Genomic DNA, 13,955 nt, shown 5'->3' with positions numbered 1-13,955 from the left:
CGGGTTCCCGCACCGGACTTGCGGTTCTGGTTGTGGGTAGCGGGTGCTTCACTTGTGTGGCGGGTGGGGCTGTTCGGACAGGAATCTTCCTTCGCACCCATTCACATACAACCAATCGGTTGTATGATTGATGGCGTGAAAGGACTTCTCGACGATGAGGCGGATGCGCTGTTCCAGGCATTGGCCGACCGCACTCGGCGCGATATCGTGCGCCGAGTCGCTGGAGAAGGGCTTTCGGTGTCCGATCTGGCCGCCGACTACGACATGAGCTTCGCCGCAGTGCAGAAGCACGTCGCAGTCCTCGAACGTGCAGGACTGGTGACGAAGCGCCGAGTCGGCAAGCGGCAGATCGCTCACGCAGAGGTGGGTCCGCTTCGCAGTATCAGGAGTATGCTCGCCGAACTCGAAGACCAGTGGGTCGAACGAGTGCAGAGGATCGACGACCTTCTGGCCGGGGACGAACAGGCCGGGTCGTGAGTCTAACCACCGCAATGCTTAAGGAGCAGCCATGCCGGTCATCGACACATTCCATAATGAAGAGACACTGACCCTGACGATCGTCGCCGAGTTCGCGGCGCCGCTCGAGCGGGTGTGGGAGGTTTATGCCGATCCCCGCCAGCTCGAGCAGATCTGGGGTCCACCGACGTATCCGGCTACGGTCGTCGACCATGCGCTCGAACCCGGCGGCAGAGTCACATACTTCATGACGAGTCCGGAGGGCGAGAAGTTCTGCGGACTGTGGGAACTGACCGCCGTCGACCGTCCCACGCGCCTGGAGTTCCGCGACTACTTCGCCGATGAAGACTTCACCGTCGTCGAATCGATGCCCGGAAGCAGCTGCATCTACCGCTTCGAGACGACCGAGGCCGGGACTCGTGCCACCTACGAATCGATCTTCGACTCGGCCGAGGGGCTGCGCACCGTGCTGGAGATGGGTGTCATCGAAGGCTCGACCGGAGCGATCAACCAGATCGACGGTCTGCTCGCCCGGCAGTGAGCTGGTGCGGTCAGCGCCCGGCCCCTCCGCAGAGCTTCAGTTTTCCTACCGGGCCTGCATGGAGTGGGCCGGGGCGTCGGGTCGGACGGGAATGATGAGCGCAAGGCCGACCGCCAGAACAATGAGGATGCCCAGCGTCCCAGCCCGCTGGAAGCCGAAGAGCGTGATCGCCAGGGCGAACATCGCCGGGCCCAGGAAGCTCACGGCCCGTCCCGTCGTGGCATAGAGCCCGAAGTTCTCTCCGGCGGATTCCGGCGGAGTGATGCGAGCGAGGAACGATCGGCTCGACGCCTGGACCGGACCGACGCAGAAGCTCAGGATGAGGGCGCAGACCCAGAACACGGTCGCCTCGGCGCTCAAGAGGATCGGCAGCCCTCCGAGGATGATGATGACGAGCCCGGCGATGATCACCGGCTTCGGGCCGAGCCGATCATCGAACCAGCCGGCGATCATCGCGCCCGCGCCGGCGGCGACGTTCGCGGCCACACCGAGGATGATGATCTGGGAGGCGGAGAAACCGTAGCTGCCCGCCGCGAGGACTCCGGCGAAGGAGAAGATCGCGGCCAGGCCGTCGCGGAAGACCGCCGAGGCGATGAAGAACCGCAGCGTCTGATGCTCCGACGACCACATCCGCACCAAGCGACGCACGAGAGCCGCATAGTCGGCGATGAAGGCCCGGATCGGATGCCCCGCCGAGGTGCCCTTGACCTTGGCCCCTGGCGCGGAGACGAGGACGGGCACCGCGAAGATCGCGAACCACACGGCAGACAGAACGGCGACGATGCGGAACCGCAGACCCTCCTCGTCGCTGGCGCCGAGGAAGCCGACCTCGGGCTGGATGACGAGCACGAGAAGGAGGACGAGGAGTACGAGCCCGCCGACGTAGCCCATGCCCCAGCCGAATCCGGAGACCTTGCCGACGTTGTCGGGACGCGTGATGCGAACCATGATGCCGTTGTAGGACACCTCGGCGAATTCGAAGAACACGCTGCCCACAGCCAGAAGCAGCAGACCCAGCCACAGGTAGTCGGGGGAGTCGCGGACGAAGAAGAGCCCGAGCATGCTGGCCACGACGACGCCCGTGTGCACGCCCAGCCACAGCCGGTGGCGACCACCGGCATCAGCGCGAGTGCCCGCGGCCGGAGCGACCACGGCGATGATGAACCCGGCCGCGGCCATCGCCCACCCGAGCGCCGAGGACCCGGCCTCCTCGGTGGCGGCAACGGACTTCGTGAGATACGGAGCGAAGACGAACGTGATGATGACGGCGTTGAAAGCCGCCGATCCCCAGTCCCACATGGCCCAGCTCACAATCTTGGAGCGCGAGCCCGCCGCTCCCGGTTTCATCTGCATACCGTCACTGTACTGAACACACCAGGCAGGGAAGTGCTGGTTCCGGGATGATCCCGTCCGACCACGACGCCGAGGTGATCCGAGTGCTCAGAGCAGACCGCGTCGTCGTGCCTCGGTGACGGCCTCGGCTCGCGACCCGACGTCGAGTTTGCGGTAGAGAGTGCTGCACTGGGACTTGATCGTATTCACCGAGACGAACTCGTCGGCCGCGATCTCGCGCAGGATCTTCTTCGAGGCTAAAGCCCTGATGAGCACCGATTCCCGGCGCGTGAGCGACACGGTGGCGAGCATCTCGTCGAACTGAGTCGACGATCCGGTCTCTGGCGGAAGTTCGCTGCCGGCCATCTCAGCGAGGACAGAGAGTTCGCGCTGCGGGACGAGGTTGAGCACGCGCGTGAACTGATGCCCACTGCTGATCGTTGTGGCCCTGATCATCGAGTCGCGTGCTCGGTCCGCATCCCCGCTGCGCAGCTGATGAACGGCGAGAAGGAGCAGTCCGTGGGCGCGGAGGCGAGGCCAGATGTCCGGGTCCGCGACGAGGTCTTCGAGTTCGGCGATGTGGTGCCCGCCGGGCCTGAGCAGACCGATGCGCGCGGCCGAGAGTCGCAGTGCATAGTCGGTCGGCCTCCTGTCTTCCGTGAGGCGATGCGCTGCATCGATGTTTCCCGCAGCCAGCTCCAGGTCGGCTCGAACGGCACGGAGTACTCCCGACATCGGCGGGGAGGCGGTCTGCCTGTGCAATCGTCGGGTCAGGCTCCTCAGTTTCTCGCTTCCCGTCACCGGATCGGCCACAGTATAGGAGCGGCCGAGGACGATGAGGACGAAGGGCCATTCCCGCACTCGCTCGATCACCTCGGCGACGGGCTCGAGGATCCGCACCGCCTCGGCGTGGTCCTCGGCTTCGGCCGCGATGGCGGCCCGGGCGATCAGCGAGCGAGTGTTGTCCTCGGCATCAGCGCGGTAGAGGAGGTCGGGGTCACCGAGCAGACGCTTCGTTCGGTCGATCCCTCCGCGCATCGCATTGACGAAGGCGAGATGGATCCGTGGCCGGATGCCCAACGGCCGGCCCCTCTGCCCTGTGGCGATGATGTCGATCGCCGCCTCGGCGCCGTCGTGGTCGCCCACCGTGGACAGCATGACCGCCGAGCAGTAGCACGCCCACGCCGCGGTGACCTCGTCCATGGTGGAGACATCGTCCGCGCCGACAGCGGTGAGGACCGCCCTCGCTGCGGAGGCGGCTTCGGAATCGCGGCGCACGGACCTCAGCAGCAACATCTGCACGAGTGTGAGTGTGATGGCAGGATGTCTGCCGAGCAGCGGCGACGTCAGCGTTTCGGCGGTGGGCAGGAGTTCGTCGAGCTCCGCGAGGCAGTCGTCAACCGTGGTCAGGAGGTCGCTTGAGGGATCGGGGCCATGAGAGCCGAGGACGAGAGCGTACATCGTTCGCGCGAGCAGTCGCTCAATCCGGTCCTCGGGGAATCGGGGCGTGGAATCGCCCTTGGCTCCCGCTGTTGCCGTGATTGCGGACGTGTGGGGTCGAGAAGCGGAGAAGTCGATCCGGGAGTCGAGGAGGGTGCCGATGCAGTGCGGCCACATGTCGAAGTATCGTCCCGACTCGACGAACAGCTGCGCCGCCCGATGGAGGTGGACGGAGCGTTCCGAATGGGTTTCGGCGGCCCGCGTTCTGATCTCGGCGATCTCTTCCGCGGAGAGGAAGCTGCTTGCGTGGGTGCGAAGAGCCTCGGCAGTGAAATCGGAGAAGGCGAAGAAGCCGTAGCGGTCGAACCCGCCCAAGCCGATGCTCGTGAACTGTTCGAGATCCTCCAGCGAGCCCGGTTCGCGGAGCAGCTGACCGATCATCGCCTCGTCGACAGGCTGAGCGATGGCAACGGTCAGCGCAAGCCGGCGCACCTGGGCCGGGAGCAGCGCGAGCGTGATCGCGCCGAGGTCGATTGATTGATCCGCGTCGGTCGACGAGTGCTCCGAGATGACCAAGCGAGTGAGCAGCGGGTGCCCGCCCGTGAGGTCGTGGAGTCCGGCGCCGCAGAGCCGCTGCCTTCGTTCACCGGCGGGGGACACAGAGTCAAGGAGAGCGTCGGTCTCCTCGGTGGTGAAAGTGAGATCTGCTGCCTCGACGAGGCCGACGTCTGTCACGGAGGTGAAGACCGAGAGGGCAGAATCGTCGAGAGACTGGCTGATGATGACGACCCGGGACCGCGGCAGCTGATGGGCGAACCTCACCACCTCGGCGACGAGCAGTGGTTCCAATCGATGCGCGTCGTCGATGACGATGGTCAACACGCGCTGAGACGCTCTGATCCGGGCCGCAAGGACATTGGGTCCCGCGTCCTCGGCGGTCATGTCACCGAAGATCGCGGTTCCGATCGCCGCCCACAGTCGCTCACCCTCATTGAGAGACGCTTCGGCGGCGATCCATGCCGGGTCGACCTTCGCGCCTCGACGCAGCCAGTCGGCCAGAAGACACGTCTTGCCTGTTCCTGCCGGACCACGCACCGCGATCACGTGGTTGGACGACAGTTGGTCGAGCTCGTCCAAGAGGCGTCGACGGGAGACGAAGTGCGGTGGCAGTGAAGGGATCCAGGACTGCGACGAGGCGATGCGTCCATTCGATGTGCGCGAAGTGTGGTGGTCCGGGGAGCTGTCGGATCGGGACATCTCCACTTCTCCACTCGTCTGTGAACATCGTTTTTGTCCTGCACGAATCGGAGAATATCCGACGAGCAGGAATCGTCTACTTCATCGGTACTGATCGTACAGATCGCTGAGTAGCCGTAACCTGTTCTGCGTCGACGTCGATTGTCGAATCGAAGCAATTCTCCGTCGAACTCAGGGTAGCAGAAGTGCCCTTGCCTACTGCATCTGTCGGAGTGTTTCCGCCCTGGTCATGGGTGTGGGAGAGGCCCAGGAAGTGATGGCGAGTGGTCTCCTTACCTGCATCGATCTGCGATATTTCTCAATCCGACTCGGTATGTTGTCGGAAAGTCGGTGGAGTTCTCGGTAAAGAGACACATCTGCTGGGGAGATTCGCTGCATGACTCGATTCATGACCAATTCCTCCCCTGGTGTCGTTGAAAGGTGAATTCGAGGGTGAAAAGGCCTCGAAGTGCACTGCAGGATGCCAGAATCCTGAGAATCGGTGAAATCATCGCTGTGAGTCCGATCGGCAATCCGGCCGATGCCGAGGGCGAATCGTTCCGCACAGCTGCACGGTGCTGCGAGGTGGAGCCGAATCGAATGCGTGGTGTCAGCACGCGATGCCCTCGCGCGGAGTGGACTGCGCTCCTGCGCATTCGAAGACAGCTCGACGATGGAGGAAACACGTGCGATCGCTTGTGCCGAGACTAGGAAGACTGACCAGACTGAGGGTGGTGCTGGCGTCCATCGCTGCGCTCGCCCTCACATTGGGAATGACGGTGCAGGCCGCGTTCCCGGCCGCAGCCGCGACCGAGATCAAGATCGACAATGTCGAATTCGAATCGGACACCATCGTCGACGGCACTCGGGAGTCGCTCCACGTCGACTGGAGCATTCCCGACCAGGCGAGCAACCCGGTCACTATCAAGGTCGACTTCCCCGAAGCCATGGAAGGGTACCCGGATCGTTTCGAGATGAAGGGCCCGGACGGTACCCGTGCCGGTGAGTGCGCCGTCTCGGAGACCTCGATCGAATGCACCGTCGATGAAGACTTCATCGACTCGCATCCACGCGAGGTCAAGGGCTCCTTCTGGTTCGACGTCAAGACCTCGGTCAACAATGACGAAACCACCGACCACACATTCGAGTTCGGCGGACACGAGATTCCGGTGACCGTCGAGCCCTATCCGTACAACTGCACCGAGGACTGCGAATTCCCCGGCTACAAGCTCAAGAAGAGCGGCTACTACAACAGCGCCGATGACACCATCGAGTGGGTCGTGCGGATCCCGGCCCCCGCCGATGGCATCCCCGCAGGCAAGAACATCACCATCACCGATGATCTCGACACCGACATCTTCGAACAGGTAAATGACTACGACGGTGAGACCTGGCCGCAGCTGTGGGAAGGCCGTTGCCTGCGCGAAAACAGCTCCGGCTACGAAGCGCCGCGGTGGCTCGAGCGCTCCACGGCGGACTGGAACGACGATAAGACCGAAGTCAGCTTTGAATCCCGTGCCGGCAACAAGGCCGGTTCGTGCATCAAGGAAACGTCAGGCTCGTTCTACGAGGTCCACTGGGTCGTCAAGGTCAAGGAGCTCAATGCGGAAGGCACCTACACGAACTCTGCGAGCTACGAGATCGAAGGCGGCGACTCCGGTTCAACCACAGGGACGGCAAAGCGCCAATCCGGTGGAGGAGATGTCGAAGGCACCGACTTCGGTCGCTTCGAGCTGACCAAGAACGTCACCGGCACCGCTTCCTTCGACGCGGAGAACTCTCCGGAGTTCACCGTCAACTACACCGTGTATGAAGACGGAGAAGAGCCGCGCGACGGATCGTTCACGGTCAAGGCCGGCGAAAGCTACCTCAGTGACGATTTCTATAAGGGCACGCGGGTCGAACTCAAGGAGATCATCCCGACCGACCCGGACAACGTCACCTGGGCGGACCCCGTGTTCGTCGATGCCGACGGCAACGAGATCACCGAGCTGACCTTCTCCGAGGAGAACGGCAACCTCGGCGAGAATCACGCCGCGATCACGTTGAATAACAAGGCTGATCTCAAGACGAACGATTTCACGATGAAGAAGGTCGTCGACAATCCCGATGATCTGGATCTCCCGGATGCCGAGTACTCGCTCGACTGGCGTCACGATGCCCACCCCGACAAGGGCATCGCCGAGGCCGATTCCGGCACCTGGACGATCCCCGGTGACGGCACCGAGGTGACCAGTGACGAGATGCCTGCAGGAATCGACTACTTCCTCTCCGAGCAGGCACCTGCCGCGGTTCCCGGGGCGACCTGGGCCGACCCGAAGATCGTCGTCGACGGCAAGGAGATCACCGGCGATGACCCGGTGAACCTCGGCTACGACGATGCGGTGGACGTTGAGGTGACGAACAGCATCTCGCAGGATCTCGGCGGCTTCACCGTGAGCAAAGAGGTCAGCGGCAGCGGTGCGGATCTCGTTCCCGAGGGCACGGAGTTCACGGTCAACTACTCCTACTCGGAGGTCAATGGCTTCCCGGGCGGGAGCGGCACCGTGACCGTCAAGGCGGGCGAGACCTCCGACGTCACCGACGGAATCCCCGCCGGTGCCACGGTGACGCTCGACGAGGTGAAGCCCGTCGATCCCGTGGGCGGCACATGGGGCGAGCCCAAGTTCGATGTCGCCGAGTTCACCGCGGTCAAGGACCAGAACATCGCAGTCTCGCTGGACAACCCGATCACGCTCAACAACGGAGACTTCTCCGTGACGAAGAAGGTCGACGGCAGCGGCGCGGACCTTGTCCCCGCCGACGCCGAGTTCACGGTCGACTACGACTACACGCTGCCCGAAACCATGGGCGGTGACTCCGGTGAGGGGTCGCTGACCGTCGACAACGACGGGGAAGCAGTCTCCAGCGGACCGCTGCCCTACGGCACCGAGATCAGCCTCTCCGAACCGGACCCGGCGGACATCCCCGGCGGATCGTGGGCGGGATCGACCTTCGACCCCGAATCTTTCACCATCGGTGACAAGACCACCGTCGACGTCGTTCTGACCAACACCTTCGAAAAGGATGACGAGGGCGATCCTGACGGCACCGACGAGGCTGACGGCACGGATGAGTCTGATGGAACCGACGAGTCCGAGGGAACAGATCAGTCTGACGGCACCGAGGAGGCTGACGGTACGGACGAGGCTGACGGTGCGGATGAGTCTGACGGTACGGACGAAGTAGACGGTACCGACGACACGACCGGAACTGAGGACTCCGAGGGGACGGACGACACGACCGGAACCGACGATTCCGAAGGATCCGAGGATACTGCCGGGACCGAGGACACGACCGGGACCGACGATTCCGAAGGCTCGAGTGACGCTGCCTCGGCGGGTGACTCCACCTCGGCGGACGCCTCTGCGGACGGCGCCGGTGACGATTCCGACGCCGGATCCAACGGTTCCACGGCCGGCGGAAGCGATGCTGACCCCGGCACCAGCGATTCGGCTGCCGGTTCCAACGCCGGCAGCGACGGAAGCGACAGCGGCAGCGACGGAAGCGGTGCCGGCAGCGATGGATCCGATCGAGGCAGCGACGGCGGGGACCTTCCCCGCACCGGTGCGAACGGTGATCCGGCGCTGATGATCTCGCTGGCACTCGCCCTCATCGTCGCAGGAACAGCGACCGTGATGATCGTGCGCCGCCGGCGCCGGTGATCCGAGAGAGCTCGCACTCATGACCGCGGTGGGGAAGGGTTCTGCCCTTCCCCACCGCGGTCCGCGTGCGTGGTGCCATGTGACGTCGCTTCGGCGTCCGGGGCGCGCGGTTGGGTCCTGCCCGGAAGCAGGTGAAAAGTCGTCTCCAAGCTGGAAGCTGTCTTGAAGCGACCTGTGGAATACGGCAGAGTGTGCTCAGTGAATGACAACTGATCAGGAGGAATCATGAGCGATCCCGACACCAGTGCGGAATCGGGGACCGGTCTCGGACCGGGCCCTGACGAGCAGCTGCTGTTCGGCGAACCCGATCCCGTCGAGCTGCATCTGCCGGAGAAGCTTCACATCGGCGAATCCGACTCCGACGACGCCATCACGAAGAAGCTGCAGCGCCAGGGGGTGCGCATCGGCAAGGGCATGATCGCACCCCGAGTGTTCTGGCCGGCGCTGATCGTCATCGTCGGCATCGTCGTCTTCTCGGTGGCATTGCCCGAGGGAACCGGCAAGGTCATCTCGAGCATCCAGAACTGGATCGTCACCGACCTCGGCTGGTACTACATGCTCGTCGTCGGACTCTTCGTCGCCTTCGCCATCGTCGTCGGCTTCTCGAAGTTCGGCAGGATCAAACTCGGCAAGGACGATGATCAACCCGAATTCGGCGTGATGTCCTGGTTCGCCATGCTCTTCGCGGCCGGTATGGGCATCGGCCTCGTCTTCTACGGTGTGGCCGAACCGCTGACCTACGCGACCACCGGGCCGAAGCCCAGCTGGGCAGGCGGCGATGTCGAGAACGCCCAGATGGGCATGGCCCAGACCTTCGTCCACTGGGGACTGCACCCCTGGGCGCTCTACGCCGTGCTCGGCATGGCCTTGGCCTACGCCATCCACCGTCGCGGCCGTCCCCTGTCGATCCGCTGGGCGCTCGAACCTCTGCTCGGCAACAAGGTCAAAGGGTGGGCCGGTGATGTCATCGACATCATCGCGATCTTCGGCACCGTCTTCGGCATCGCGACCTCGCTCGGCCTCGGTGTCCAGCAGATCTCCGCGGGGCTCAAGCACATCGGCGTCGTCGGCGACTACGACAACACCTTCCTCATCATCCTCATCGTCATCATCACCTTCCTAGCCACAGCCTCTGTGGTCTCCGGTGTCGGCGCAGGAATCAAGTGGCTGTCGAACATCAACCTCACGATGGCCGGCGTTCTGCTCGTCACCGTCCTCGTGCTCGGTCCGACGCTCTTCCTGTTCCAGAACTTCGTCGAGTCGCTCGGCGTCTGGTTGGCGAACGTGCTCAACATGACCTTCGACATCGGGGCCTACTCCGGCGAGGACGGCGCCGAATGGAATTCGACGTGGACGCTGTTCTACTGGGGCTGGTGGATCTCCTGGGCGCCGTTCGTCGGCGTCTTCATCGCCCGCATCTCCCGGGGCCGCACCGTGCGTGAGTTCATCGCAGGCGTCCTCCTCGTGCCCTCGATCGTCGGCTTCTTCTGGTTCTCCGTCCTCGGCGGCACCGGCATCCACCGGCAGCTCTTCGGTGCCGGTGATCTCGTCGACCCGGACGAGGGGGTCGTGGCCGAACGGGTCCTCTTCGACGTCCTCGGGGGCCTGCCGCTGGGGTCGATCCTCTCGGTCATCGCGATCATCCTCGTGGCGATCTTCTTCATCACGTCCTCGGACTCGGGCTCGCTCGTCGTCGATATGCTCGCCTCGGGCGGTCACCCCAACCCGCCGATCTGGTCGCGTGTGCTGTGGGCGCTGATGGAGGGTGCGATCGCCATCGCGCTGCTCATGGCCGGCGGACTCGAAGCTCTGCAGGCGGGCTCGCTGATGACGGCGCTGCCGTTCTCGATCGTGCTGCTGCTCATCTGTGTGTCCACGATCAAGGCCTTCGGTATGGAGGCCAAACGGACCGCTGCGATCGAACGGGCGGCGCGGTTCCGTCAGGTCGGTGAGCACCTGGCCGATGACTTCGACGAATACCTCGGTGAGAAGGTCGACGAACGCATCGACTACCGGCTGACGCGAAGTCAGAGTCTGCTCGGCAAACAGCGTGCGAAGTCGGGCGGTCGCAGCGAGAAGCGCAGCGGCCGCGACGTGCCGACCCGGGACACTGGGACACCGGACTCCGAGTCCTGAATTCGAACCTCACCGGTCCTTCCCGACGGAACCGCTCGAGCCGTGGCTCGGGCGGTTCCGTCGTTCTCAAGTGATCTGGGGCCGCACGGGAAACAGCCCCTGCCTGGCTCAGGGGGTCGGTGAGGAATCGGTTCCGGGCCTGGGAAAGCTGCCTCGGCGTGGGAATTCCGTGTGGACGATACGGAATGCTTCTGGCGCCGTTGCGGAAACGAGTAGGCTGGGAGCAACCGACAAGCGCACTGCAATCAACGACCAAGGAGCGTCTATGCCTATCGCCAGCCCCGAAGTGTATGCCGAGATGATCAACCGCGCGAAGAGCCAGGGCTTCGCCTACCCGGCGATCAACTGCACCTCCTCGCAGACGATCAACGCCGCCATCCGCGGATTCGCCGAGGCCGGATCCGACGGCATCGTCCAGATCTCCACCGGCGGCGCCGAGTACATCTCCGGCCCGACGATCAAGGACCGCGTGCGCGGTGCCATCGCCTTCTCCGTCTTCGCCGCCGAGGTGGCCAAGAGCTACGACGTCAACATCGCCCTACACACCGACCACGCACCGAGGAAAGAGGTTGAGGAATGGGTCAAGCCCCTCCTCGCCGCATCGACCGAACGTGTGAAGAACGGCGGCCAGCCCTACTTCCAGTCGCACATGTGGGACGGCTCCGCTGTTCCCCTCGATGAGAACCTCGTCCTCGCCGAGGAGCTGCTCGAGCTCTCGGCGGCCGCTCACTCGATCCTCGAGATCGAGGTCGGCGTCGTCGGCGGCGAAGAGGACGGGGTGGAGAACGAGATCAACGACAAGCTCTACACCACAGTCGAGGACGGACTGGCCACGGCACGTGCGCTCGGAACAGGTGAGAAGGGCCGCTACCTCACGGCGCTGACCTTCGGCAACGTCCACGGCGTCTACAAGCCCGGCAACGTCAAGCTCCGTCCCGAACTCCTCGGCGAGATCCAGGAGAAGGTCGGCGCGCAGGTCGGCAAGGACTCACCGTTCGACCTCGTCTTCCATGGCGGCTCTGGCTCGACCCCGGAGGAGATCGCCGAGGCGGTCCGCCACGGAGTCGTGAAGATGAACATCGACACCGACACCCAGTACGCGTTCACCCGCCCCGTTGTCGAGCACATGTTCCGCAACTACGACGGCGTGCTCAAGATCGACGGCGAGGTCGGCAACAAGAAGCTCTACGATCCGCGCGCCTACGGCAAGGCCGCCGAACAGGGCATGGCCGAACGCGTCATCGAAGCGTGCGAGAACCTCGGCTCGGCAGGCACCAGCGTGAACAAGTGAGCTGAGGGGTCAGACCGGCGGCGCCGCCGAAATACAGGTCAGCATCGGACATTTCTGAACGCTGGAAATGTCCGATGCTGACCTATATTTGCCGCCCAAAGTCCGATGGTGACCTAATCACGGTGGGTGAATGGCGCGAGGCCCGGGACGCCATTGTCCCGGGCCTCGTCGTCTCCGTGAGGCGTGCACCGCGGCGGCAGTGGGGTCAGCCTGTGAACCCGCACCTGCCGCGGTGGCCTCAGCCTTCGGGCACCGCCTCGCCTGCTTTGAGTCGAGCCACCCGCTGATCCCAGAAGTCGGCGTTGCGCACACCGACCTTCTCCGGTTCGAACACCGGATCCAGACCGAGCTTGGTCTGCCGTTCGAAGTCGCGCAGGAGCTTGAACGCCGGCTGCTGCAGGATGAGGATGCTGATGATGTTCAGCCAGGCCATGAGACCCACGCCGATGTCACCGAGCGCCCACGCACTGCCCGCGGTCGACATCGCACCGACTGCGACGGCGATGAGGATGAGCAGCTGCAGGATGCGCTTGCCGACCGCCAGGACCAGGGTGTTCCTCGCCTTGCCGAGCAGGTAGACGAGGTTCGTCTCCGCCATGTAGTAGTAGGCGACGATCGTGGTCAGCGCGAAGAGGAAGATCGAGATCGCGATGAACCCGGCGCCGAAGCCGTGGATCATCGAGTCGAGCCCCGCCTGCGGCCACTTCTCGCCCGGGGTGGCGGCGATCTCTTCGGCCAGCTGTCCGCGGCCGGTGCCGATGATCGTCGTCTCGTCGGCGTCGAAGACCTTGTACATGCCGGTCGACAGGATCATGAACGCCGTCGCAGAGCACACGAAGAGGGTGTCGATGTAGACCGATCCGGCCTGCACGAGTCCCTGCTTCGACGGGTGCGAGACCTCGGCGGCCGACGCCGCGTGCGGTCCGGTTCCCTGCCCGGCCTCGTTGGAGTAGATGCCGCGCTGGACGCCCCACTGCACGGCCATGCCGATGATGCCGCCGAAGGCCGCTTCCGGCCCGGCATCGATGCCGAAGGCGGAGGTGAACATGAGCTGGAAGACAGGGACGATCTGGTCGGAGTTGATGAAGGTCACGGCGATGGCCGCGACGATGTAGATGACCGCCATGAACGGCACAGCCAGCGAGGCGAAGTGCGCGATGCGCTTGATGCCGCCGACGACGATGAAGCCCATGATGATGACGAGCGCGATCGCCGTACCCCAGGTGGGCACACTCCAAGCGTTCTCGACGGCACCGGAGATCGCATTGGACTGGATGCCCGGCAGCATGAAGGACATCGCGATCACGGTGACCGCCGCGAAGACCATTCCGTAAACCTTGAACAGGCCCTTGGCCTTGGTGTGACGGTACGCCTTCTCGATGTAGAAGGCAGGACCGCCGCGGTACTCGCCGGTGCGGGGATCCTGTTCCTTGAAGATCTGTCCCAGCGTCGACTCGACATAGGACGTCGAGGCGCCCAGCAGTGCGGAGATCCACATCCACACGACGGCGCCGGGGCCGCCGAAGCCGATGGCTGTGGCCACACCGGCGATGTTGCCGACGCCGACGCGGCCGGCGAGCGAAATCGCCAGCGCCTGGAAGGACGAGACTCCCTCATTGGAGCTCTTGCCGGTGAACATCTGCTTGAAGATGGCGGGGATCTGGCGGATCTGCACGGCGCGTGAGCGGATCGTGAAGTAGACACCGGCGCCGAGGCACAGGTAGACGAGGGCGGAGGACCACACCACCCCGTTGAGCCAGTCGATGAAAGCGGACACGCTTCTCCATTCGTTGGTTCCGAGTCGGGATCCCCGACTCAC

General features: G+C 64.2%; 8 protein-coding genes. 5 read left to right on the top strand and 3 right to left on the bottom strand.

Annotated elements, in window-relative coordinates; all coding sequences use genetic code 11:
* The first annotated feature begins 135 nt into the window (after nucleotides 1-135).
* Nucleotides 136-477, top strand: coding sequence for an ArsR/SmtB family transcription factor (locus tag J9314_RS17245; RefSeq protein WP_425514168.1), 342 nt, complete (start codon nucleotides 136-138; stop codon nucleotides 475-477).
* A gap of 31 nt (nucleotides 478-508) precedes the next feature.
* Nucleotides 509-997 (top strand): SRPBCC family protein, encoded by a 489-nt coding sequence (locus J9314_RS17240; protein WP_210603496.1) that lies wholly within the window; start codon nucleotides 509-511, stop codon nucleotides 995-997.
* 45 nt (nucleotides 998-1,042) lie between these two features.
* On the opposite strand, the gene J9314_RS17235 is transcribed toward J9314_RS17240, so the two are convergent.
* Entirely contained in the window at nucleotides 1,043-2,350 is a 1,308-nt protein-coding gene (locus J9314_RS17235) for an MFS transporter (RefSeq protein WP_246490477.1), read from the bottom strand.
* A gap of 87 nt (nucleotides 2,351-2,437) precedes the next feature.
* On the bottom strand, nucleotides 2,438-5,026 hold the full coding sequence (locus tag J9314_RS19265; protein WP_246490476.1) for a LuxR C-terminal-related transcriptional regulator: 2,589 nt from the start codon (nucleotides 5,024-5,026) through the stop codon (nucleotides 2,438-2,440).
* A 713-nt stretch (nucleotides 5,027-5,739) separates the two neighbouring features.
* On the opposite strand from J9314_RS19265, the gene J9314_RS17225 reads away from it, so the two are divergent.
* The 3 genes from J9314_RS17225 (at nucleotide 5,740) to fbaA (ending at nucleotide 12,136) form a co-directional block, all read left to right on the top strand.
* Nucleotides 5,740-8,709 (top strand): DUF5979 domain-containing protein, encoded by a 2,970-nt coding sequence (locus tag J9314_RS17225; RefSeq protein WP_210603492.1) that lies wholly within the window; start codon nucleotides 5,740-5,742, stop codon nucleotides 8,707-8,709.
* A gap of 225 nt (nucleotides 8,710-8,934) precedes the next feature.
* A complete protein-coding gene (locus J9314_RS17220) occupies nucleotides 8,935-10,845 on the top strand; it encodes a BCCT family transporter (RefSeq protein ID WP_210603491.1) in 1,911 nt (636 codons plus the stop codon).
* A 265-nt stretch (nucleotides 10,846-11,110) separates the two neighbouring features.
* Nucleotides 11,111-12,136 (top strand): class II fructose-bisphosphate aldolase, encoded by a 1,026-nt coding sequence (fbaA, locus tag J9314_RS17215; protein WP_210603490.1) that lies wholly within the window; start codon nucleotides 11,111-11,113, stop codon nucleotides 12,134-12,136.
* Nucleotides 12,137-12,374: 238 nt separating this feature from the next.
* Here fbaA and J9314_RS17210 read toward each other — a convergent pair whose 3' ends face one another.
* Nucleotides 12,375-13,913, bottom strand: coding sequence for an alanine/glycine:cation symporter family protein (locus tag J9314_RS17210; protein WP_210603489.1), 1,539 nt, complete (start codon nucleotides 13,911-13,913; stop codon nucleotides 12,375-12,377).
* Nucleotides 13,914-13,955: the final 42 nt, after the last annotated feature.

The organism is Brevibacterium oceani, assembly GCF_017948325.1.
GTDB lineage: Bacteria > Actinomycetota > Actinomycetes > Actinomycetales > Brevibacteriaceae > Brevibacterium > Brevibacterium oceani.
This window is presented reverse-complemented; position numbering and strand designations above follow the sequence as displayed.